This window comes from Dorea longicatena (assembly GCF_024168045.1).
In the GTDB taxonomy this organism is placed as follows: domain Bacteria; phylum Bacillota; class Clostridia; order Lachnospirales; family Lachnospiraceae; genus Dorea_A.
Genome location: NZ_CP100126.1, coordinates 2,492,273 through 2,516,706, shown reverse-complemented (window position 1 = coordinate 2,516,706; position 24,434 = coordinate 2,492,273). Strand labels below are relative to the sequence as shown.

Sequence of the window (24,434 nt, the reverse complement as noted above, 5' to 3'; positions counted from 1 at the left end):
AGGGGCTGTCGCTTTAACGATTGAAAAATCGGTGAAGCGGCAGCTTCCTTTTGCCTTTTTTGATAACCATATTTAAGATTTTTAATTGGAAAGTTCCTTTTTTGTAAAAAAGACATACTTTAACACACCTAAATAGATGTTTCTGAAAAATTTTTGAATTTTCAAAAATTATGCTGTTTTTAAAGGAAATAAATGTTTTCCTGTTTTCCCTTTTTGAATTTTATTATGAAGTTTATTCACATTTTTTGCCATTGCAAGCAAAATACTTTCTGCGAGAACATTAGATGTACCCCGGCTCAAGTATCTTCGGAATTGCATATCCTGTTTTAATTCTCCAAAAGAACCTTCTACCTGAATACTTCGGTTGGTTCTGAGATGGATCCCCTCGTCGGATAGAATTCGTTCCAAATCTTCTTTGCGATATTTTAAAAATGTTTTTGCTACCGAGAGCACCTTATGACGCTCTTCCATTGGTGTTTTACAGTTATTCCCTTTGATACAGTCTCTTTTGTATGGGCAGTCTTTGCATTCACTGCATTGATAGATTGTTTTCTCACTAATATATCCTGTTTTTGATTTTGAACGACGCACATAAGTAGATAACAGTTGTTTTCCGTTTTTACAAGTATAGCAGTCTTTTACTTCATCATAATTCATATTTTCTATTCGTCCGATATCTTTTTTATATTTTCTAGTTTTCGATTTTTCATAATTTGATGGTTTGATAAATGCCACCTGGCCGTTCTTTTCTAAATAAACATAATTCTCTTCACTTTTGTATCCTGCATCAGCAATGATCTTTTTATATTTAAATGATAGATAGGTTTCAGCCTCTTTGAAGAATGGAATGAGCGTTGTGGTATCTGTAGGCTGAGGGCTAATCGTTAGCCATGTGATGTATTCTGAGTCTACTCCGTGATGTAAATTAAATGCAGGTTTTAATTGCCCGTTTCCCATAGCATCTTCTTTCATACGCATAAAAGTTGCATCAGGATCTGTTTTGGAGTAGCTGTTTCTTTTGCCACAAATATGCAGCTTTTTGGTATATCCTTTCAGACGGTCAAGATAACTTTCTAATGTTTCAATACTCTTTTGTAAGGGAGATTTTCTCTTTCCTATGCCATGCACAAAATCAATATTTTCTTCCTGCTTTAATGCATACAGTTTTCTGCGCAATCGTTTTACATGCTTCATTTTAACTGTATCCCCATGAACAATCTGAATTCCATAGAGTTGCTCACATTCGTCAATAAAATCAGCAATTTTCATCAATAACTTTTCCTGATTTTTAGATACAGATTTTTTCCACACAAAAGTATATTTGTTTGCACAGGCTTCAATCTTTGTTCCATCAATAAAGATTGTTTCACCAGAAATTTCTCCCAGTTCATAAAGGAGGCCCGACATTTCAGCAAGAATTCGTTTGGCACACGGAGCGAAATGGATACTGCGGAATCGGGCAAAGGTAGCATGATCAGGTACTGGTTTTCCTTCTAAAAGATACATAAAATTAATATCACGTTTACAGTTAAGTTCCATGGAACGGGATGAATAATCACCATTCATGTAAGAATACAAAACAATCTTCAAGAGAGTTCTTGGCGAAACTGTATTTATTCTTTCATAAGTAGAATATAAGTCAGTCAAATCCATAGCCTCCACAAACTGACTCAGTAACCGCACAGAATCATCTACTGGAATAATTGTTTCCAAATTTAAAGGAAGTTTTAGTTGATATCCTTCTTCGTTCAAAGTATAATTTTTATGTAATAATATAGGAGTTTGCATGCTTATATTTTACACCTACAGCCGGACTTTGCGAAGTCTGGCTGTAATTTTTTGCACAGAAAAGGAGCTGTGCACTAATGTTTAGTGCGACAGCCCCTTGTCTATCGACATGTGTTCCAAAGTATTCAATGCCGTAGCCACTAAATTCTGCAAAAATAATAGCAAGAAAGGGTTAGGGCTAATGTGTCTGCAGATCTTTCATGGCAAGATGAAAAGCTCCCTGTGCGGCAATTGGAATCTCTTCAGAGTCATCTAACACAATATTATGGAAAGCAGGGTCTTCTTTTAACAGATCATAAAGCGCATGACTGAAAGCACCGTTCCCATGGATGACAATACGTACATTCGTGACATCTTTAAAAAATGCTGCATTATGAAGAGCGGTAAGATCACTTTCCAATACAATTCCGAGAACATAGTTCTGCAGATTATATTTTGACTGGCTGCCAAACCGGTCAAAAAGTCTTGTGAGAAATAATGCACGTCCAAAGCCTTCCTTTCGATGCATTTCACAGCCGTATTGTATCATTTCCAGATTGTAGTGTTCCATGGATGGAAATCCATGATCGACAGAACTGGCTACAATCGTATCATTGACGATGGAATTTAATAATTCTCCGGAGAGTGTGGTGCTTGTAGCGAGAACTGTGCAGTTTTCGTCTATGAAGACGTACTTATTATGAGAACCAGGCAGAATATAAATGGTATTCTGGTCAGAGCCATACTGTTCGATCAAAGCATAAGTCTCCGTCTCTTCTCCACGCATAATGTCAAATGTGCGTAAAGAATCAAGAGATTCCGGGTTGGAAAGTGTATTCTTTATGCCGGGAATAAGGACAATCTCTTTTGAAAATACTTCCGGCAGGTGGACACGCACCAGGTGCTCCTGATAATTTTTCATGGAAACAGGAGCAGTAAGATGTGGCACTTCAAGGATGCCAAGGTCGCTGGTCAGCATTCCGGACATATAGACTCCTTGGACAGCATTATCGGAAACTGCACATTCGGTAAGCATGCTTTCAATCATATTGTGAATTGCTTTTTTCCAGGCTTGATTGCTGCCATTTATCGCAGACGTTTTGGCTCCGATTGCTTGTGAGCGTTGTGTAAGGATTTGGCCATTGGCAGTCCAAAGATAAGTTCTGGTATTACTTGTTCCACCGTCTACAGTTATTATATAATTCATGATTTATCCTCCTTGATAATGAGTATGAGTAAACTGTTGTTATAATGTTTGATGTGAAATGGCAGTACAGTATCTATGTGCGATTTCCGTTAATTCACTGTATTTTTCTTCATTAGCTAATTTGGAAAATTCTCCGGCAATGCCGTAAAAATCTGCACCGGATTTTTGCCATAGAGTTATATTTTCGAGATTCACTCCTCCGGTTGGTCCTATAAGCGCCTGTGGGATCGGAGCTTTTATGGCTTTTATAGAATCCAGACCAAGGATAGAAGCCGGGAATAGTTTGATCATATTTACGCCAAGTTCTAAAGCAGTCATGATTTCTGTCGGAGTCATACAGCCGCAGATGACCGGTTTCTGGTAACGGTTAGCACATTTTATAACACCTTCATTGAGCGTAGGAGTAACAATATACTGTGCGCCGTGCTGAATGGCATTCAGACAGGATGCTTCATCAAGTACAGTGCCGGCTCCGATCAACAGATCAGATACATTTTGATAGTGGGAAATAACCTGAAGTGCTCCGGGAGTATTCAGGGTCACTTCAATTGCCTGGATACCGCCTTTTTTTAATGCTTCAATTCCTTTTTGCGCTTTTTGAGGAGAATCTAAGCGTAAGATGGCGATAATCTTATTCTCTAACAGTTGATTTAAGATAGATACATAATTCATTTATAACACCTCGTTTGTTTGTAAATAATAACTAGTTCCTATATAGAAACTATAACACTAGAAAGGAATGGTGACAATTCTCAATTGATAACAAAAAAACTTGCCTGAATTTGGTAATATTGTATAGAGCATTCATTTGGGATATGATAAAATGAGTGTAAATGAAAGAGAGGAAGCTATTATGCAAGAAGAGAAAATGCACCGATCGACCTATCGGGTTTTGAAAATATTTGAGCTTTTATCTGCAACTTCGGAAGGAATGTCACTGACCGGTCTGGCACAGAAACTGGAGATTCCAAAGGGAAGTCTTCATCCAATCTTAAAGACCATGCAGGCAATGAATTTTATCAGAATGAATGATAATGGGAATTATACAATCGGGCAGGCAGCATATTTTGTGGGTTCTTCATATACGAAGAATTCCGATCTGTTACAGGAAATAGATTATGTTTTGAAGAATTTGTCATCTGCGGTTAATCAGACAGCATATTTTTCGGTATTATCCGGTGGTGAGGTTTTATATCTTTTGGAAGAAAGAGTAGCGACCCCCATCACGATCCAGGCAAAAAGAGGATACAAATATCCGGCATATGCAACAGGTATTGGAAAAGCCCTGCTTAGCGGAAAGACAGAAAAGGACATTAAAACATTATATCCGGAAGGGTTATATAAATTGACAGAACATACAATTGATGATTTTGACACACTTTTCTCACAGATGGAAGAGACGCAAAAATCAGGGTATTCATTTGAAAAAGAGGAATCGAATAAAGATGTGCAGTGTATTGCAGTTCCTGTAAAATACAAAGAAAATGTAATTGCAGGTATGAGCGTGGCTGTTCCGGTGTTTTACTATTCAGAAGAATTTGAAAAAAAAGCAATGGAAGAACTAAAAAAGGCAAAGCAACATATCGAGAAACTGATCCAGGATAATACACAGGAGTGGGTATATTCACCATTGGGAACAGAAACATAAATGGCATGACCGGGAGGTGCTGTGATGAAACAAAAAAATGGAATGCCTCTGGCGCAGGCGGCGGCAGAAGATATCATTGAGATGATCCGAACCAATCATATGAAGCCGGGAGACCGTCTGGAGAATGAATATGAACTGGCAAAAAAACTAAATGTCGGAAGAAGTACGGTCAGAGAAGCGGTAAAAAGCCTCGAAACAAGAAATATACTGACGATAAAAAGAGGAGCCGGAACCTTTATTTCGCAAAATGAAGGTGTAGCGGTAGATCCGCTTGGAATTTCCCTGATGGGAAAGGATGAAGAGATAGCATTAGAACTTCTGGATGTACGTATGATACTGGAGCCCGAAAGTGCAGCACTGGCAGCAATTCATGCAGATAAGAACGAGATTGCGGAGATATCCAGACAGAACCGGAAGGTGATTGGAATGATCAGACAAGGATTGGATCATCATGAAGAGGATGCACGATTTCATCAGCTGATTGCAGAGGCGACAAAGAACCGGATCATAGCGAAGCTTGTGCCGATTATTCAGCAGTCAGTAGGACTGACAGCCGAGATGACGAGTAAACGCCTGACAGAGACAACGGTGAGTTTTCATGAACAGATTGTCGAAGCTATAACAAGAGGAGATGCGAACGGAGCAAGAAGCGCGATGATAGCACATATCAGCGAAAACAGGATTTATATCATAAAAGAAATTGAACGAAAGCGACGTTTTGAGTAGAAAAATATGTAAAAAAGTAGCGAAAAATAAGGATGTCAGACAAGTTTTTAAAATAAAAATCAAGAGGAAATGCCTTAAAATCAAGGTTTTTGGGCAATTGGCTCTTGATTTTTTTTTGACAAAAATCAAGACATCAGATGTATTTGAGGCGTTAAATTGTATATACTTAACAAGTATGCACAAAATAAATGGCGTAAACGGAGAAAAAAATATACAATATTGCCAAAACCGTAAGACGCATATATAATAAAACCATAAAGATTAATCAGACAATTACAGGGGAAATGGAGGAGAGCAAATGAAAGCATTAGTATATGCTGGACCTAAACAGGTAGAAGTTCAAGAGGTAAAAGAACCTGAAAAGCAGGACGGGAAAGTGAAATTAAATATCAGATATTGCGGAGTCTGCGGATCAGATATTGGTATTTATCTGGGAACACATCCAAGAGCAAAAGCACCATTGATTCTGGGACATGAATTTTTGGGAATTGTTGCAGAAGATGGAAAGAAATTTAAAAAAGGTGACAGAGTTGTCCCTTATCCGTTACTTTCCTGTGGACATTGTCTTGCATGCAGAAGTGGAAATGAACATGTATGTAATACACTGGGGCTGATCGGGATTGATACAGACGGTGGGATGTGTCAGACCGTATACACAGATGAGGATGTGCTGTTTAAGGTTCCGGATGGAGTCAGTGATAAAGCGGCAGCAGTGATCGAGCCTCTTGCAGTACTTGTCCATGCAATTCACATGTCAGGATTTGAGGCACTGGATACAGCAGTGGTAGTTGGAGCCGGACCAATTGGAATGTTATGTGGAATCATGTTAAAACATGCAGGGGCATCAAAGATATTTATTTCCGATGTTGTTGAAAAAAGGCTTGAGATTGCAGAAGAACTTGGATTTATACCGGTGAATCCGGAAAAAGAGAATCTGGAAAAAGTTGTAAAGGATGCAACAAACGGCGAGGGATGCGATGCATTCTTTGAATGCAGCGGCGCAGCAGTGCCGGCAATGCAGATGACAGATATTACAAGAGTCCGAGGAAAAATCTGTATCGTATCAGTACATAAAAAACCACACGAAGTGAACTTAAGAGAAGTGAATTTCAAAGAACAGACAGTGGTTGGAACAAGAGTATATACGAAAGAAGAATTCGGAAGAGCTGCAGAACTTACAAAAGAATTAGAAACAGAACTTGAAAAAATTGTAACACATGTTGTTCCACTGAAAGAAAGTGACAAAGTATTCGATATGATCGCAGATCCGGAATGTGGAACAATCAAGATTGTAGTTGACTGTGAAAATGTATAAGGAGGGAATGGCAGATGTCCAGTAAGACAAAGTCAGTAACAGCGGTATTAATCGTACTTGCACTGGTTGCCGGAGTTGGAATGACAAAGGTAGGCAGTAAATATAAAACACAGGATAAGGTGAATCTTATCTTTGCAAATGCAACATCAAATTCGGCGAAAAAAGCGGGAGAAAAATTTAAAGAACTTGTAGAAGAATATTCAGATGGAGATATCACAGTAGATCTGTTCCCGGACAATCAGCTTGGTGATGACAAGACAGTAGCTGAAGGTGTACAGAATGGAGATATTGATATTGGAATATCTTCCAGCGGTAATTTATCAACACTATACAAAGATTATTACATTTACGATACACCATATTTGTTCTTGAATTCACAGGAAGTATATGATGTGGGATTTGACGGAAAAGCTGCACAGGAAATGTTAAAGGGTGTAAGCAAAGTTGGATTGAAGCATATGGCAATGTGGGAAAACGGATTCCGTAATTGCACGAATAATGATCATGCGATTGAGACACCGGCGGATTGTAAAGGGCAGAAAATCCGTACAATGGAAAATCCAATTCATTTGAAAGCATGGAAATCCATCGGAGCTAACCCAACACCAATGGCATTCTCAGAGTTATTTACAGCTATGCAACAGGGAACGGTAGACGGAGAAGAAAATCCAATCGGAATTATTTACAGTAACCGCTTTTATGAGGTTCAGAAATATATTTCACTGACACAGCATGTATATACACCGTATGTAGTATTTATGAATCCGGATAAATATGATTCATTGACAGATGAACAGCAGGAAATTATTGATAAAGCAATGAAAGAAGCATCAGCATATCAGCTGGAAGTATCTGCAAAAGATGAAGAAGAAGGACTCAAGGAAATGGAAAAATATGGATGCGAAGTGAATACATTGACGGACGATCAGAAAAAAGAATTCCAGAAGCTTATTGAAGATGCAGATGTATTCAGTCTGGCAAAGAGTTCCATGGAACATCCGGAATATTTTGATGAGATTCAGAAAGAACTGACCCAGTATCGTGAGGAGGGAAAATAATGAAAAAAATTTTAAAATTCTTGAATGATTATCTGGAAGAGACAATCTGTATCATCCTGATGTCGGTTATGACAATTATCATATTCATTCAGGTTATTATGAGATATGTAATGCATAATTCGCTTTCTTGGTCGGAAGAACTTGCAAGATATTGTTTCATTTGGCTGATCTACATAGGTGTGGCTTATGGATGCAAACTGATGAAACATATAAAAATTGATGCGGCATTAAAGTTGTTCCCGGAAAAAGTAAGACCGTATATTACAATTGTTGGCGAACTTCTGGTACTTGCATTTGCAGCATACATCGTTGTGACAGGTGTAGAACTTACATATAAACAATGGCTGTTCGGAAAAGCGTCACCAGCCTTGGGAGTTCCATTGCAGTATATCAACGCAGCACCGGTTGTCGGATTTGGTTTGGTTGTAATCAGACAGATTCAGACAATCTGGTATTTGGCAGGAAAACTGCCGGAAAAAAACGGGGGTGAAAAATAGTGGTTGCAGCAGTTTTATTTATCGCATTAGTTGTTACTTTAGTTTTAAATATGCCGGTTGGAATTGCAATTGGAGTATCTTCTCTTTGTGCAATTTTGGCAGACGGACGTATCAGTTCCTTATACATTGTACAGCAGTTGGTTACAAGTGCTGACTCTTTTCCACTGATGGCAATCCCGTTATTTATTCTCGCAGGAGAACTGATGGGTGCAGGTGGGGTATCCAAGCGTCTGTTGAATGTATGCAACGTATTTTTAGGAAGATTCACAGGTGGACTTGCGACAGTAACTATCGTGTTATGTATGTTCTTCGCAGCAGTTTCCGGATCTGGTCCGGCAACCGTTGCAGCAATTGGTTCTATGGTAATTCCGACTATGCTGGATAAGGGTTACAGTAAGAGCTTTACTCTGGCATTGATTGCTACGGCAGGTAGTATCGGAGTTATCATTCCGCCAAGTATCCCGATGGTAATTTATGGAGTATCTACAAGTACTTCCATCAGTTCTTTGTTTATGGCAGGTTTCCTTCCGGGTATTTTAATCGGTTTTTCTCTAATTGTTGTTTCTTATCTGTATTGTAAGAAACAGGGATGGAAAGGTGATGAAAGAAAATATACGGCAAAAGAAAAACTTGCAGCAATCTGGGATGCAAAATGGGCATTATTAAATCCAATTATCATTCTTGGTGGAATTTATGCAGGAATTTTCACACCGACAGAGGCAGCAGCTGTTGCAGCAGTATATGCATTTATCTGCGGAACCTTTATTTACAGAGAGTTTAATATCAAAGAAATGTTTGCAACAATTGGAAATGCATGTAATACAACAGGAACAACCATGGTAATCATTGGATGTGCTACAGCATTTACAAAGATCCTTACGATTGAAAAGATTCCGGGAGCCATAACAAATGGAATCATTAACTTTACAGACAATAAAATCTTAATCTTATTATTGATCAACGTATTACTACTTATCGTTGGATGCTTTATGGATACCACACCGGCGATGATGGTACTTGCACCGATCTTGTTACCGATTGCAGCACAGTTCGGCGTAGATCCGATCCACTTTGGCATCGTAATGGTTGTCAACCTGGCAATCGGATTCATTACACCACCTCTTGGAATCAACCTATTCGTTGCATCGAGGGTTGGACGGAGTGATCTGGAAACGGTATGCTCCGGAATTATAAAATTTATTCTGGTAATGGTTGTGGATTTATTACTGATTACATTTATCCCGGCAATCAGTATGACGCTTCCGAATATATTCATGAAGTAATGAGGAGGGACAGCAGCTATGAGTATATTTGATCTGACAGGAAAAAAAGCAATTGTAACCGGCGGATCCAGAGGGCTTGGCCACGGAATGGCAGAAGGATTGATGGAAGCCGGATGTGAAGTGGTAATTATAGGAACCAGAGAAAGTATTAAAGACCGTGCAGCTGAATTTAATCAAAAAGGACTCAAGTGTACGGGAGTACAGGCAGATTTGGGAGATGAAATAGCATTAAAAGAAGCTTTTCGGGAATCTCTGGCAGCACTTGGCGGGCATCTGGACATTTTGGTAACGGCCCATGGTGTGCAGAGTAGACATCCATCAGAGGAATTTCCGATGGAAGACTGGAAAAGAGTGCTGGATGTGAATCTGACTGCAGTATTTGAACTGTGTCAGCTGGCTGCAAAACAGTTTATGGCACAGGAGAGCAAAGGAAAGATTATTACAGTAGCATCGATGCTGTCATTCTTTGGAGGATATACAGTACCTGCATATGCGGCATCCAAAGGCGGTGTGGCTCAGATTACCAAAGCATTTTGCAATGAATGGGCAGAAAAAGGAATTAATGTAAATTCTATTGCACCTGGATATATGGCGACAGAGATGAATACGGCACTTTTGGATCCGAAAAATCCGAGAAAAGAAGCAATCACAAACCGCATCCCTGCAAAGCGTTGGGGAACAGCGGAAGATATGAAGGGTCCTTGTGTATTTCTGGCATCAGATGCATCAGACTATCTGAACGGAGCAGTCATTCCGGTGGATGGAGGATATCTCGTTCGATAAAAACAGAAAGTCTAGAGAAAGTAAAGATATTGAATAAAAAATAACAGAAAAAATGTAACATAATTGGAGGAAAAGACATGAAAGTAATTATTACAGACTGTGATCATGACAGTATTGATATTGAGAAGAAAGTATTTGCAGATGCAGGAATGGAAGTAGAACTGAAACAGGCAATCACAGAGGATGAGGTGATTGAGCAGTGCCAGGACGCGGAGATATTTATTGTACAGTATGCAAAGATTACAAAGAAAGTAATGGATAACTGTCCGAAATTAAAATATGTTGTCCGTTATGGTGTTGGAGTAGATACGATTGATGTACCGGAGGCTACCAAACATGGTATTCAGGTAGGAAATGTACCGGACTATGGAATGAACGAAGTGGCAGATCACGCAATTGCACTGGCCATGGTAATGGTAAGAGAAGTTGTAAAAATGAATCAGTTTACAAAGAATGAAAAATGGGATTATACAAAAGCAATTCCAATCCACAGATTCAGCGAACTGACGGTTGGAGTTGTAGGACTTGGAAGAATTGGGCGTAATTTTGCAAAGAAAATGCATGCACTTGGTTTTAAAGTAATCGGAACAGATCCATATTTTAAAGCGACACCAGAGACGGATGAATATGTGACAGCAGTTTCTGTAGAGGATATTATTACAAAATCAGATATTATTTCCTTACATTGTCCGGCAGATGGAAATAAAGATTTATTCAATGCAGAGACATTTAAGAAGATGAAGAATTCAGCAGTGCTAATCAATGTGGCACGTGGAGGAATCATTAATGAAGCAGATTTGGATGAGGCGTTGAGCAATGGAGAAATTGCAGGAGCAGGACTTGACTGTATGCTTGGAGAGCCGGTAAGTAAAGATTCACCATTGTTTAAGCATGAAAATCTGGTTGTAACACCTCATATGGCTTGGTATTCGGAAGAAGCAGCAAGTGAACTGAAGAGAAAGGTTGCAGAAGAATCTGTAAGATTTTCCAATGGTGAAGCAATTCACTACCCGATCAATAAACTGGCATAGGAGGTAGAAGACATGATAGAAGAATTATTGAAACAGATTGAATGTATGGGGATTCTTCCGGTTATCAAACTGAATGATGCAAAGGATGCGGTTCCGCTTGCAAAAGCATTGTGCGAAGGCGGACTTCCATGTGCAGAAGTTACATTCCGTACAGATGCAGCAAAAGAATCCATTGCGGTAATGACGAAAGCTTATCCGGAGATGCTGGTAGGAGCCGGAACTGTATTGAATACAGAGCAGGTAGATGAGGCAGTAGAAGCAGGTGCAAAATTTATTGTAAGCCCGGGACTGAATCCGGACACAGTCGAGTATTGTGTGAAGAAAGGGATTCCGATTCTTCCGGGATGCTCCAGCCCAAGTGATATTGAGCAGGCAATCAAATATGGACTGGATGTGGTGAAATTCTTCCCGGCAGAGGCAGCAGGCGGATTGAAAGCAATCAAAGCTATGGCAGCACCTTATAGTCAGATCCGTTTTATGCCGACTGGTGGAATCAATCCATCCAATGTTAGCGATTATCTTGCGGAAGATAAGATTCTGGCATGTGGAGGAACCTGGATGGTTCCTGCGGCAGAGATAGAGGCGGGAAATTTTGATAAGATTAGAGAATTGACAGAAGAAGCGGTTAGAAGCATGCTCGGATTCAGACTTGCACATGTAGGAATTAACTGTGAGAATGAATTGGAGGCTCATCTAGTAGCAGGAGCATTTGATACAATGTTTGGATTTGCGCCAAATGAGAATCCGAGTTCTATCTTTTCGGCAGGATATGTAGAGACGATGAAAACGCCATATCTTGGAAGCAAAGGACATATTGCAATTGCAACATATTCTGTAGAACTGGCGAAAGCTTATCTGGAAAGAAAAGGTGTAAAATTTAATGAAAACAGCACCGTTTACCGACCGGACGGAAAGATACAGGCAATTTACATGGCAGAAGAAGTGGGCGGATTTGCAATCCATCTGGTAAGAAAACCGAAGGAAGCATAGAGGCAGATTACAGGAAAGGAAAGACGAAATGGGAAAGACAATATTATTTGGTGAACCGATGGCGCTTCTGATTGCAGATACGACAGGCCCGTTAGAAGAAGTAGAACATTTTACAAGAGCAATGTCAGGTGCAGAAGTAAATGTATCGATCGGATTATCGAGACTTGGACATCCGGTAGAATATCTCACCAGACTTGGTGATGATCCATTTGGACATTATATTGCAAATGCATTAAAAAAGAATGAAATAGGAACTTCTCTGGTTACATATGATGACGTATACAGAACTGGGATTCAGTTAAAGAACCGCGTGACAGACGGAAGTGATCCATATGCACCATATTATAGAAAGGGATCGGCGGCATCACATATTACGATCAGCGAGATTGATGCGATTGATCTGACCGATGTAGAACTGGTTCATGTGACTGGAATTCCGCCGGCACTTTCACAAAGTGCAAGAAAAGCGACCTTCCGTTTGATGGACAGAGCAAAGGAGGCAGGAATATTTATTACATTTGATCCCAATCTCAGACCGGTGTTATGGGAAGATGAAGAGACTATGTGCACCGTGCTCAACCAGTTGGCAGCGAAGGCAGATGTAGTGCTTCCGGGAATCGGTGAGTGCAAGATATTAGCAGGAACAGAAGATAAGAAAGAAGCAGCAGATTTTTATCAGAAGTTGGGTGTGAAAACAGTGATTATCAAAGATGGATCGAAAGGTGCCTATGTGCAGACTGCAGACGAGAATTACGATGTAGCAGGCTATAAGGTAGAGAAAGTTGTAGATACCGTTGGAGCCGGTGATGGATTTGCAGTCGGAGTGTTAAGTGGAATTCTGGAAGGATTGGATCTGAAGGACAGTGTAAAAAGAGGAAATGCGATTGGAGCAATTCAGGTAATGAATATCGGAGATAATGAAGGACTTCCGACACCGAAAGAATTAAAAGCATTTCAGGAAAAGCAGTAAATAGAAATTATGGATATTGGACAGGAGATTACCTCCGGAAAAACAGAGTCGGACTTTGATGTCGCGGCTCTGTTTTTGTATCGCCACGTGTTCGTAAGGAGCTGCCAGTGGCAGGTCCTGTAGATCAGGGTATGCAATAGAAGCTTATAAAATGTGGAAAAAGATAAGAAATCGCCATAATCAGGTTAATTTATAGGTGGTAAGTACAAAATCAGGTTGATATAATGACATTGTAAATAAGAGAACGACAAATGCACGGAGGAAATCAAATGGAGATTCTGAAAGCAATGGAGCATGCACCACTTCCACTGGATGAAGTAATCTATGAACCATCGATTGAAGAACTGGAAGGTCTGAAGATTGCAGATGAGATGAAAGAACGTGCTTACGGCGAACTGGAGATCCAGATCGGATACTGTAACGGTAATAATAAAAAATTAAATGCAGTAGAATATCACCGCTCCTCAGAGCTTGATATTGCCGTAGATGATCTGATTCTTTTGCTTGGATGCTGTACTTCCGAAAGATACGAATACAGAACTGACAGAAGTGCAGAAAAAGACAATTGAGGAAGCCAAAAAAGCAGAAGGAAAGATGCCGGAAGATGGATTACTTACCGCAAAGAATAAATGGCTGATCGCACATGAGGAAGCTGAGATCGAAGGCGCATTTAACTGTCTTTGCGGAGTCAATGTAACAGTGTAACGGCAACAGTATTACAGATGAAATAAAGCGGGACGAAAACCCGTTAGAATAATTATAAATAAAATATTTAGGAGGAATCACACAATGAACAATATGCCAGAAGTAAAAATTGGAGTAGTAGCAGTCAGCAGAGATTGTTTCCCGGAAAGTCTTTCTGTTAACAGAAGAAAGAATCTGATGAAAGCATACACAGAAAAATACGGAACAGAAGGGATCTATGAATGTCCGATTTGTATTGTAGAAAGCGAAATCCACATGGTACAGGCACTGGAAGATATCAAGAAAGCAGGATGTAATGCACTCTGCGTATATCTTGGAAACTTCGGACCAGAGATTTCTGAGACATTACTTGCAAAACATTTTGATGGACCGAAGATGTTCGTAGCAGCAGCTGAAGAAAGCGGAGATAACTTATTAGATGGACGTGGAGATGCATATTGCGGAATGTTAAATGCAAGCTATAATTTACAGCTTCGTAACATCAAAGCATATATCCCGGAATATCCGGTTGGAGATGCCAAAGAGTGTGCAGATATGATCCATGAGTTCCTTCCAATTGCAAGAGCTGTTGTAGGACTTCAGAATTTGAAGATCATCAGCTTCGGACCAAGACCGATGAACTTCCTTGCATGTAATGCACCAATCAAGCAGCTTTACAATATCGGAGTAGAGATTGAAGAAAACTCTGAGCTGGATCTTTTCGAGGCATTTAATAAGCATGCCGGAGATGAAAGAATTCCTGCAATCGTAAAAGAAATGGAAGAAGAACTTGGAGCCGGAAACAAGAAACCGGAGATTCTTCCAAAACTTGCACAGTATGAAATTACATTAAAAGACTGGGTAGAAGAACACAAAGGATATCGCAAATACGTAGCACTCACAAGCAAATGCTGGCCTGCATTCCAGACACAGTTCGGATTTGTGCCATGTTATGTGAACAGCCGTCTGACAGCACAGGGAATTCCTGTATCTTGCGAGGTTGATATCTACGGAACATTAAGTGAGTTCATCGGAACTGTTGTAAGTCAGGATACAGTAACATTACTCGACATCAACAACTCTGTACCTAAAGATATGTACAAGAACGATATTGAAGGAAAATACAACTATACACAGAAAGACACATTCATGGGATTCCACTGTGGAAATACTGCATCAAGCAAGCTTTCATTCTGCGAGATGAAATACCAGAAGATCATGGCAAGAACTCTTCCGGAAGAAGTTACACAGGGAACTCTGGAAGGAGATATCGTGCCTGGAGATATTACATTCTATCGTCTGCAGAGCACAGCAGACAACAAACTCCGTGCATACGTTGCACAGGGAGAAGTTCTTCCGGTAGCGACAAGATCATTCGGTGCAATCGGTGTATTCGCAATTCCAGAGATGGGAAGATTCTATCGTCACGTACTGGTAGAAAAAGGATTCCCACATCACGGAGCTGTTGCATTTGGACATTTCGGAAAAGAACTGTTTGAAGTATTCAAATATATCGGAGTTCCAGTAGATGAGATTGGTTATAACCAGCCGGCAGGGGTAAAATATCCGACAGAGAATCCATGGGGATAATAACGGACAGGTAATAAGTAATAGAAAGAGATGGGACTGAATTTTTCAGTCCCAAAAGTGATTATGGAGGTAAATGATGTTATACATAGGTGTAGATCTTGGAACATCAGCAGTAAAACTTCTGGTGATGGATGAGACAGGAGATATTAAAAAGATTGTTTCGAAAGAATATCCGCTCTTCTTCCCACATCCGGGATGGTCAGAGCAGAAACCGGAAGACTGGTTTGAAAAATCAATGGAAGGGATCAAAGAACTGACTGCCGAGTGTGATAAGTCACAGGTAGCAGGAATCAGCTTTGGAGGCCAGATGCATGGTCTGATTGCTCTGGATAAAGATGATAATGTTATTCGTCCGGCAATTCTCTGGAATGATGGAAGAACAGGGGAAGAGACAGAGTACATGAATGAAGTGATCGGAAAAGATAAGTTATCAGAATATACGGCAAATATTGCGTTTGCAGGATTTACTGCACCGAAGATCCTCTGGATGAAAAAGCATGAGCCGGAGAATTTTGAAAAGATCGCAAAGATTATGCTGCCGAAAGATTATTTGGCATATAAACTTTCAGGATCGTTCTGTACTGATGTATCGGATGCATCGGGAATGCTGCTTATGGATGTGAAGAATCGCTGTTGGTCAAAAGAGATGATGGATATCTGTGGAATTACAGAAGATAAACTGCCAAAATTATATGAAAGTTATGAAGTAGTTGGAACTCTGAAAAAAGAAATTGCAGATGAACTTGGATTTTCAGAGAATGTAAAAGTAATTGCAGGAGCTGGAGATAATGCAGCAGCAGCGGTAGGAACAGGGACAGTAGGAGACGGAATGTGTAACATTTCCCTCGGAACATCCGGAACTATCTTTATATCAAGCAACAAGTTTGGGGTAGATGAGAATAATGCACTGCATTCATTTGCACATGCAGATGGTCATTATCATCTGATGGGATGTATGTTAAGTGCGGCATCATGTAATAAATGGTGGAATGAAGAGATTTTAAAGACAAAGGATTTTGCTACAGAACAGGCCGGAATTACAAAGCTTGGCGAGAATCATGTATTCTATCTCCCATATCTGATGGGGGAAAGATCTCCTCATAATAATCCGGATGCAAGAGCGATGTTTATCGGAATGTCGATGGATACGACCCGTGAAGATATGACTCAGGCGGTGCTGGAAGGTGTAGCGTTTGGACTTCGTGATTCTCTGGAAGTTGCAAGGAGTCTTGGGATTAAAATTGAGAGAACCAAGATTTGTGGTGGTGGAGCCAAGAGTCCACTTTGGAAGAAAATGATTGCCAATATCATGAACCTGAAGGTTGATGTAGTTGAAAATGAAGAAGGACCGGCACTTGGCGGAGCAATGCTGGCAGCAGTTGGCTGTGGTGAATATCCGGATGTAGAGACGGCAGCAGCAAAGATTGTAAAAGTAGTAGATACAGTGGGGCCGGATGAGGAGCTGACAGCAAAATATGAAGAACGTTATCAGCAGTTCAGAAAGCTCTATCCAACTGTGAAATGCTTATATGAAAAAGGCTGATTTTTTCAGAAAAATGAATTTTGTCATATAAAAACATATATGAAAAACGAGGATTTCACTTCCGCATATAAAACGGATATGTTAAAATAATCAGAAGAGTGAAATCTTAGATAAAGAGGTATGAGATGTGTAATTCTCATACCTCTTTTTTAAGACAAAGGAAAAAGAGGAGGAAAATGAACTATGGAAAGTCATAAGATTATCCAGGTAGAAGAAAAAGTACCATTGAAACTATTGCTGCCACTTAGTATCCAGCATATGTTTGCGATGTTTGGGGCATCGGTGCTGGTTCCGTTCATATTCGGAATCAATCCAGCGATCGTACTTTTTATGAACGGTGTGGGAACGCTGATCTTTATCGTGGTGACAAAAGCGAAGTCACCGGCGTATCTAGGATCCAGCTTTGCATTCCTTGCACCAGCTGGTGTCGTGATCAGTAAGATGGGGTATCCGTATGCACTGGGAGGATTTGTAGCAGTTGGATTCTGCGGATGTATCCTGTCCTTTATTATTTACAAATGTGGAACGAAGTGGATCGATATTGTGCTTCCACCGGCAGCTATGGGGCCGGTTGTTGCGCTGATCGGACTGGAATTATCAAGTTCTGCCGCAAGTAACGCAGGCTTATTGGAGGATAAGATCGATCCAAAGAATGTACTTGTATTTGCAGTGACGCTGGGGGTTGCGGTATTTGGAAATATTTTATTCAGAGGATTTTTATCAGTTATCCCGATCCTGATTGCAGTAGTCGCAGGATATCTGACAGCGTTGGCATGCGGAATCCTGGATTTTACACAGGTAGTAGAAGCTTCATGGTTTGCAATCCCGAATTTTCAGGCGCCAAAGTTCGATATGGGTGCAATCCTTATGATCCTTCCGGTACTGTTGGTTATCACATCCGAGCATATCGGACATCAGGTTGTAACAAGCAAAATTATCGGAAGAGATTTGTTAACAGACCCGGGACTTCACAGATCCCTGTTCGGGGATAATTTCTCGACAATGGTATCCGGACTGATCGGATCAGTACCGACAACTACGTATGGAGAAAATATCGGAGTTATGGCAGTGACAAAAGTATACAGCGTTCGTGTAATCGGCGGGGCTGCAGTCCTGTCTATTATCTGTTCATTTGTTGGGAAATTGTCGATGATGATCCAGACAATTCCGGGACCGGTTATCGGAGGAATCTCGTTCCTTTTATATGGTATGATCGGAGCATCGGGTCTTCGTATTCTGGTAGACTCCAGAGTAGATTATGGAAGATCCAGAAACCTGATGCTAACATCCATTGTATTTGTAACCGGTCTGTCCGGAATATCTGTGAATATCGGAACCGTGTCATTAACAGGAATGGTTCTGGCATGTGTTGTTGCCATGGCACTTAGCCTGATATTCTATATCTTAGATAAATTAAAGCTTACCAATGATCGGAAAGCGTAAGGTATTCTTTAAGAAAGTGTAATATAAAAATTACCCGTTTCACAAAAATCAGTGAGACGGGTAATTTTTATGTAGAACCTTTCTTGAGAATATGATGGTATCTTGGTATAATACCATTAAGAAGAGACGGAAATGGAGACAGGAATATGGGAAATGAAATGAATGAACTCAGATATCTGGATCTGAAGAATGCATTATGTGAAAAAATATATGAAGGCATATATAAGGATGGAAAAAAGATTCCATCGGAGAGACAGTTATCTACAGACTATGAAGTGAGCCGTATTACGGTGAGAAAAACACTGGAGCTTATGGAAAAGGAAAATCTGATTGTCCGCGAAGTGGGAAATGGAACACGGGTGACATTGAAAAATTATGGAAATGCAAATCCTTTGGATGTTGTGGCGCTTACGGCACCATCGAGGAATCCTTTTTTTGCAAATTTTATTGCAGAATTTCAAAAGCAGGCATGGGAAAAAAATACATTATTACTATATGTAGAGGTACCGGAAAGAGCAACGTTGGAAGATTGTCTGTACCGTTTGTATACGAGAAATATCAGAAACGTGGTAGTATGGCAGGATGACCAGACAGTAGACAGAGAGAAACTTTTGCGTTTGCGGAGTATTGGAATGAATATGGTCTTTTTTGATGCAGATGATGCACTGCCGTATGCAGATGCTGTGTTTCTGGACAATGTAGATGCCGTGAAGAGCCTGTTGAAAAGCGTAGAATTTCCGGGAGAAAATTATCTGTATGTGGGATGGGATAACCGGAGCATCAGTAATGTAAGAAAAAGGGAAGCTGCATTTACGGAGAATTGTCCGGATGGCGGTGTGGTAAGAATACCATGGAGAAGAGACAGGAAAATCGAAGAAGAATCGGTAAAACGAGTAAAAGAAGAGATTCAGAAGATGCCACAGGGGATGATCGTCTGTGGGGCAGGTGAGATTGCACAGCGAATATCGGAATCCTTATGGGAGATGATGAGTCAGGAGAAAAAATATATCATCGGTACGATCGATGATTTCGATGGATCGGATCGCTATCCGGTAAAGGTATGTGTGCAAAATCTTAGAGAGTCGGCAAGAAAGATATATCAGAGATTAGAAGAACAGTCAGAACTCGGAAGCGGTTGGAAAGCAGAGAGCTATCTCATCAGAGGGAAAATCATAAAATAAAGAGTTCACAAATATAGTTCATGAAAAAGAAAAGGATTTGATAGATGATTTTGGAGAAATATGAGACCTCGATCTAAGAAATAAAACGGCAAAATTATCTTGACAATTTTAGCCTTGTGGATGATAATATAAGTACATTATTAAAAGATTTAATAAAGTCTAGGAGGAACGGTTTCATGGATGGAAAAATGAAAGTTGCAGTGATGAACGGAATTGGGAAAATGGGCTTTGAAGAACGTGATATCCCAACACCAAAGGCAGACGAAGTATTAGTAAAACTGGATTATGTAGGAATCTGCGGTTCCGATCTTCATTATTATGAGACAGGGGCAATTGGAGATTATGTGGTTGAGCCGCCATTTGTACTGGGACATGAACCTGGGGGCGTTGTGGTAGAAGTAGGAGAAGATGTAACACATCTGAAAGTTGGCGACAGAGTTGCACTGGAACCGGGAAAAACCTGCGGACACTGTGAATTCTGTAAGGAAGGAAAATATAATCTGTGTCCGGATGTTGTATTCTTTGCAACACCACCGGTTGATGGAGTATTTCAGGAGTATGTAGCACATGAGGCAGGACTTTGCTTCAAACTGCCAGATAATGTAAGCACATTGGAAGGAGCTTTGATCGAACCTCTGGCTGTTGGATTCCATGCAGCAATCCAGGGCGATGCACATCTTGGACAGAAAGCAGTTGTTATGGGAGCCGGATGTATCGGACTTGTATCACTGATGGCATTAAAAGCAAGAGGTGTATCAGAAGTATACGTTGTTGATATCATGGATAAGCGTCTGGAAAAAGCAATGGAACTTGGAGCAACTGGTGTCATTAACGGAGCAAAAGAAGATGTGATCGCAAAAGTGAGAGAACTGACAGGCGGTCTTGGAACAGATATTGTAATCGAGACAGCAGGTACACAGATTACAACGTCACAGGCTATACATATTGCGAAGAAGGGATCTACAATTGTTCTGGTTGGATACAGCAAAACAGGAGAACTTACACTTCCTGTAAGTCTTGCACTGGATAAAGAACTGACATTCAAGACAGTATTCCGTTATCGTCATATTTATCCACTTGCAATCGATGCGGTTGCTTCCGGAAAAGTGAATCTTAAGGGAATCGTTACAGACATCTTCCCATTAGATGAAGCACAGAAAGCTATGGATTACAGCGTGAATAATAAAGCAGATATTGTAAAAGCAGTGATTCAGATCAATCCGGATGCTGAAGCGTAGATCATATCAGCAGAAAACGTCAGTTCATATGCGAAAGTTATTGGTGTAAAGAAAAAAGAATATAAAAACCAGAAAAAGCCACACAATGCTATTGACATTGTGTGGCTTTTTTAGTATTATCAACTTAAAAACAACAAGAAACAAGATAAAACAAAGAAAAACAAAGATTTAACAAACAAAAAACCACAATAGAACAGAATAAGAATTCAGGTAAAAGGAGGAGTGAGAAAGATAGCCATGATAGCAATAGAAAGGCGAAACGGTATATTGGAAAAACTGCAGGAAGATAAGAAAGTTGTTGTCGGAGAACTCAGCCAGTTATATAAAGTATCTGAAGAGACGATTCGAAGAGATCTGGAACGTCTGGAAAAAGAAGGTTTATGTACAAAGAGTTATGGCGGGGCTGTGCTCAATGAGAATAACAATGTGGAGATGCCGTTCAACGTCAGAAAGAAAAGCAATGCAACAGGAAAACAGAAAATTGCAGAGTTGATAGCCGGTATGGTAGAAGACGGAGAACACATTTTACTGGATGCAAGTACCACTGCCGTATACATTGCAAAAGCACTGAAGAGTAAGAGAAATCTTACAGTCGTTACCAATTCTATAGAAGTTCTGATAGAGGTATCAGATATGACGGACTGGAATGTGATTTCTCTTGGAGGAAGTTTAAAAGAAGGATTTCTCGCAGCCATCGGAGCAGCAACAATCGCAGGAGTGAAAGAATATAAAGTGGAAAAATCCATCGCATCCTGCAAAGCATTTGACCCGGAGGAAGGATTTTATGATACCGGAGATGAGTTTGCAAGAACCAAACGGGCGATGATTGAACGTGGCGATACAAAGATTATGGCAATCGATTCTACCAAATTTGAAAAATCTGCATTTGCCAAAGTGATGGACACAGAAGGTATAGATGTGATCATCACAGACAGAAAACCACAGAAGGCAGTATTGAAATCTTGTGAAGAAAAGGGAATTAAATGTATATACTCGGAAAAATAGAGAAGTTTCTTCTATATTAATATGAACACTGTAAATAATTTAAAAGAATATCAGGAGGATAAAGAAAATGGCATTAGTTACTTCAAAAGAAATGTTAACAAAAGCAAGGAAAGGTGGATATGCAGTAGGAGCATTCAACGCAGAGAATATGGAGATGGTCAAAGCAATTATTGCAGCAGCAGAAGAATTGAAAGCGCCTGTTATGATCCAGACCACCCCTTCTACTGTAAAATACGGAACAAGTGCTACATATGCAGCGATTGTAAAAGCAGAAGCTGAGAAAGCAAGCGTACCGGTATGCATGCACTTGGATCACGGCAGCAGTTATGAACTTGCAGAAGAATGTATCGGAAATGGATATACATCTGTTATGATTGACGGATCAAAAGAAGATTTTGAAAATAACATTGCCGTTTCCAAAAAAGTCGTAGAAATGGCACATGCAAAAGGTATTCCGGTAGAAGCCGAACTTGGAAAAGTTGGCGGAAAAGAAGATGATCTGGTAGCAGAAGCTGATACAAATACAGATGTAAATGAGGCAATTGAATTCGTGGAAAGAACAGGCGTAGATTCGCTGGCAATTGCAATTGGAACTGCACATGGATTTTATGTGGGAACGCCTGTACTTGATAAAGAACGTCTTTCTGAAATCGCAAAAGTTGTATCAATTCCACTTGTACTTCACGGAGCATCCGGAATCAGCGATGAAGATGTTGCGGACTGTGTAAGCCGTGGAATTTCAAAAGTAAACTTTGCAACAGAGCTGCGTGTGGCATTTACAGATGCATGTAAGAAATTATACATAGAGAAACCAGAAACATTTGATCCAAAGGCATATGGAAAAGTTGGTATGGCAGCAGTTAAAAAACTGGTTATGAACCGTATGAGAGTATGTGGGTGTGACGGGAAAGCAGAGTGATTCTTTATCCGGAGAATACAAAAAGGAGGTTCCTATGCGGGAATTATTATTGGGAGTTGATATCGGAACCAGTGCCTGCAAGGTTGCGGTATTTAATAAACAGGGAGAGGTAATCGCCAGCGGAAATGGTGGTTATCAGGTGTATTACCCACATCCGGGATGGGCAGAACAGAATCCGGATGAATGGTGGAGTGCGGTATGCAGCGCGATTGGAGATGTCCTGAAAAAGGGCAATGTTAAGCCGGAAGAAATCAAAGGAATCGGAGTGGATGGACAGAGTTGGTCGGCTATTCCAATTGATAAAGATGGAAATGTATTAACGAATACACCAATCTGGATGGATACCAGAGCGCAGTCGATCTGTGACAGATTAAATGTAGAGATTGGTGCAGATAACATTTTCCAGGTGGCAGGAAATTCCATGCAGCCATCCTATTCTACAGCAAAGATTCTGTGGTATAAGGAAAATATGCCGGAGGTATATGCGAATACATACAAGATCTTACAGTCCAACGCATTCATTGTATACCGTTTTACAGGAATCTGTTCACAGGATAAATCTCAAGGATATGGTCTCCACTGCTTTGATATGAGAACTGGTACATGGAATATGGAGATGTGTAAGAAGCTTGGGATACCGGAAAGTTTTCTGTCAGACATTTACGAATGTTCGGAAATCGTAGGCGGAGTCAGTGAAAAAGCTGCAAAAGAGACCGGACTTTTAGAAGGAACACCGGTTGTTGCCGGAGCACTGGATGCGGCTTGCGGAACACTTGGTTCCGGAGTAATCCATCCGGGAGAGACACAGGAACAGGGCGGTCAAGCAGGTGGAATGAGTATCTGTCTGGATGAGTATGCTGCGGATCCAAGACTGATCCTGAGTTATCATGCAGTTCCGAATCAGTGGATCTTACAGGGCGGAACCGTCGGAGGCGGCGGAGTTATGCGCTGGATCGAAAAGGAACTTGGGGATTATGAGAGAAGTATCGCAAAAGAATGTGGAAAATCCTCACTTGTTCAGTTTAATGAATTGGCAGAGAAGGTGCCGGCAGGAAGTGACGGGCTGATCTTCCTTCCGTATATGTCCGGGGAGCGTTCACCAATCTGGGATCCGAATGCAAAAGGGGTATATTACGGACTTGATTTCAGTAAGACCAAAGGACATCTGATCCGTGCGGCAATGGAAGGTGTAGCATATTCATTAAAGCATAACCTGGATATCGGAGAAAAGACAGGAGCGAAAGTGGAAGAACTGCTTGCAATGGGTGGATCTGCAAACTCTCTTCTTTGGACACAGATCAAATGTGACGTAACAGGAAAACCAATCACCGTACCATCTTCCGATACAGCGACTACACTTGGTGCAGTTATGCTTGCCGGAGTCGGAATCGGAATGTATAAAGATTTTGAAGAAGCTGTAAAGATTACAGTGAAAAAGACTCGCCATCACGAGCCTGATATGGAAAAACATGCAATTTACCAGAAGAATTATGAGACCTATCTGGAAATCTATGAGAACTTAAAAGAGACCATGAAGAAAACAGGAGGAATGTAAA

General features: G+C 40.4%; 21 protein-coding genes and 1 pseudogene. 19 read left to right on the top strand and 3 right to left on the bottom strand.

Going from position 1 to position 24,434, the window contains the following annotated elements; translation table 11 throughout:
- Positions 1–168: 168 nt before the first annotated feature.
- The 3 genes from NKF87_RS11995 to eda all read right to left on the bottom strand — a co-directional run bounded on the left by NKF87_RS11995 (position 169) and on the right by eda (position 3,646).
- On the bottom strand, positions 169–1,788 hold the full coding sequence (locus tag NKF87_RS11995; RefSeq protein ID WP_173792149.1) for an IS1182 family transposase: 1,620 nt from the start codon (positions 1,786–1,788) through the stop codon (positions 169–171).
- 178 nt (positions 1,789–1,966) lie between these two features.
- Positions 1,967–2,974, bottom strand: a complete 1,008-nt coding sequence (locus NKF87_RS11990) for a 2-dehydro-3-deoxygalactonokinase (protein ID WP_055214573.1) — start codon at positions 2,972–2,974, stop codon at positions 1,967–1,969.
- 39 nt (positions 2,975–3,013) lie between these two features.
- Positions 3,014–3,646: a bifunctional 4-hydroxy-2-oxoglutarate aldolase/2-dehydro-3-deoxy-phosphogluconate aldolase gene (gene eda / locus NKF87_RS11985; RefSeq protein ID WP_055214575.1), complete on the bottom strand. Its 633-nt coding sequence runs from the start codon at positions 3,644–3,646 to the stop codon at positions 3,014–3,016.
- Positions 3,647–3,827: 181 nt separating this feature from the next.
- Between eda and NKF87_RS11980 the strand changes: the two genes are divergently transcribed.
- The 19 genes and pseudogenes from NKF87_RS11980 (at position 3,828) to xylB (NKF87_RS11890) (ending at position 24,433) form a co-directional block, all read left to right on the top strand.
- The gene (locus NKF87_RS11980) at positions 3,828–4,622 is read left to right on the top strand and encodes an IclR family transcriptional regulator (protein ID WP_070097837.1); all 795 of its coding nucleotides are present in this window, start codon (positions 3,828–3,830) and stop codon (positions 4,620–4,622) included.
- A 24-nt stretch (positions 4,623–4,646) separates the two neighbouring features.
- Entirely contained in the window at positions 4,647–5,348 is a 702-nt protein-coding gene (locus NKF87_RS11975) for a FadR/GntR family transcriptional regulator (RefSeq protein WP_173792148.1), read from the top strand.
- Positions 5,349–5,646: 298 nt separating this feature from the next.
- Positions 5,647–6,663, top strand: a complete 1,017-nt coding sequence (locus tag NKF87_RS11970; protein WP_055214582.1) for a zinc-dependent alcohol dehydrogenase — start codon at positions 5,647–5,649, stop codon at positions 6,661–6,663.
- Positions 6,664–6,677: 14 nt separating this feature from the next.
- Positions 6,678–7,721 carry a DctP family TRAP transporter solute-binding subunit gene (locus NKF87_RS11965; RefSeq protein ID WP_055214584.1) on the top strand — a complete coding sequence of 348 codons (1,044 nt, stop codon included), beginning with the start codon at positions 6,678–6,680 and terminating at the stop codon, positions 7,719–7,721.
- The gene (locus NKF87_RS11960) at positions 7,721–8,218 is read left to right on the top strand and encodes a TRAP transporter small permease (RefSeq protein WP_055214586.1); all 498 of its coding nucleotides are present in this window, start codon (positions 7,721–7,723) and stop codon (positions 8,216–8,218) included. The genes NKF87_RS11965 and NKF87_RS11960 overlap by 1 nt, the downstream gene beginning before the upstream one ends.
- Entirely contained in the window at positions 8,218–9,501 is a 1,284-nt protein-coding gene (locus NKF87_RS11955) for a TRAP transporter large permease (protein WP_253583602.1), read from the top strand. Before NKF87_RS11960 ends, NKF87_RS11955 begins: the two co-directional genes overlap by 1 nt.
- Positions 9,502–9,519: 18 nt before the next feature.
- On the top strand, positions 9,520–10,284 hold the full coding sequence (locus NKF87_RS11950; protein ID WP_055214590.1) for an SDR family oxidoreductase: 765 nt from the start codon (positions 9,520–9,522) through the stop codon (positions 10,282–10,284).
- Between the two features lie 77 nt (positions 10,285–10,361).
- On the top strand, positions 10,362–11,315 hold the full coding sequence (locus tag NKF87_RS11945) for a C-terminal binding protein (RefSeq protein ID WP_055214592.1): 954 nt from the start codon (positions 10,362–10,364) through the stop codon (positions 11,313–11,315).
- A gap of 15 nt (positions 11,316–11,330) precedes the next feature.
- Complete coding sequence (locus tag NKF87_RS11940) at positions 11,331–12,305, top strand: bifunctional 4-hydroxy-2-oxoglutarate aldolase/2-dehydro-3-deoxy-phosphogluconate aldolase (protein WP_161158968.1); 975 nt, start codon at positions 11,331–11,333, stop codon at positions 12,303–12,305.
- A 28-nt stretch (positions 12,306–12,333) separates the two neighbouring features.
- Positions 12,334–13,275 carry a sugar kinase gene (locus tag NKF87_RS11935; RefSeq protein ID WP_161158949.1) on the top strand — a complete coding sequence of 314 codons (942 nt, stop codon included), beginning with the start codon at positions 12,334–12,336 and terminating at the stop codon, positions 13,273–13,275.
- Positions 13,276–13,526: 251 nt separating this feature from the next.
- A pseudogene (locus NKF87_RS11930) lies at positions 13,527–13,980 on the top strand (DUF4867 family protein).
- A gap of 84 nt (positions 13,981–14,064) precedes the next feature.
- Positions 14,065–15,549: an L-fucose/L-arabinose isomerase family protein gene (locus NKF87_RS11925; protein ID WP_022415714.1), complete on the top strand. Its 1,485-nt coding sequence runs from the start codon at positions 14,065–14,067 to the stop codon at positions 15,547–15,549.
- A gap of 76 nt (positions 15,550–15,625) precedes the next feature.
- A complete protein-coding gene (gene xylB / locus NKF87_RS11920) occupies positions 15,626–17,092 on the top strand; it encodes a xylulokinase (RefSeq protein WP_253584336.1) in 1,467 nt (488 codons plus the stop codon).
- A gap of 183 nt (positions 17,093–17,275) precedes the next feature.
- The gene (gene uraA, locus NKF87_RS11915; protein ID WP_161143923.1) at positions 17,276–18,535 is read left to right on the top strand and encodes a uracil permease; all 1,260 of its coding nucleotides are present in this window, start codon (positions 17,276–17,278) and stop codon (positions 18,533–18,535) included.
- Positions 18,536–18,681: 146 nt separating this feature from the next.
- Entirely contained in the window at positions 18,682–19,716 is a 1,035-nt protein-coding gene (locus NKF87_RS11910; protein WP_028086379.1) for a GntR family transcriptional regulator, read from the top strand.
- Between the two features lie 176 nt (positions 19,717–19,892).
- Positions 19,893–20,954: an NAD(P)-dependent alcohol dehydrogenase gene (locus NKF87_RS11905; protein ID WP_028086380.1), complete on the top strand. Its 1,062-nt coding sequence runs from the start codon at positions 19,893–19,895 to the stop codon at positions 20,952–20,954.
- A 237-nt stretch (positions 20,955–21,191) separates the two neighbouring features.
- Complete coding sequence (locus NKF87_RS11900) at positions 21,192–21,959, top strand: DeoR/GlpR family DNA-binding transcription regulator (protein ID WP_253583600.1); 768 nt, start codon at positions 21,192–21,194, stop codon at positions 21,957–21,959.
- A gap of 67 nt (positions 21,960–22,026) precedes the next feature.
- On the top strand, positions 22,027–22,878 hold the full coding sequence (locus NKF87_RS11895) for a class II fructose-bisphosphate aldolase (RefSeq protein WP_028086382.1): 852 nt from the start codon (positions 22,027–22,029) through the stop codon (positions 22,876–22,878).
- A gap of 34 nt (positions 22,879–22,912) precedes the next feature.
- Positions 22,913–24,433 (top strand): xylulokinase, encoded by a 1,521-nt coding sequence (gene xylB, locus NKF87_RS11890; protein ID WP_253583598.1) that lies wholly within the window; start codon positions 22,913–22,915, stop codon positions 24,431–24,433.
- Position 24,434 lies beyond the last annotated feature (1 nt).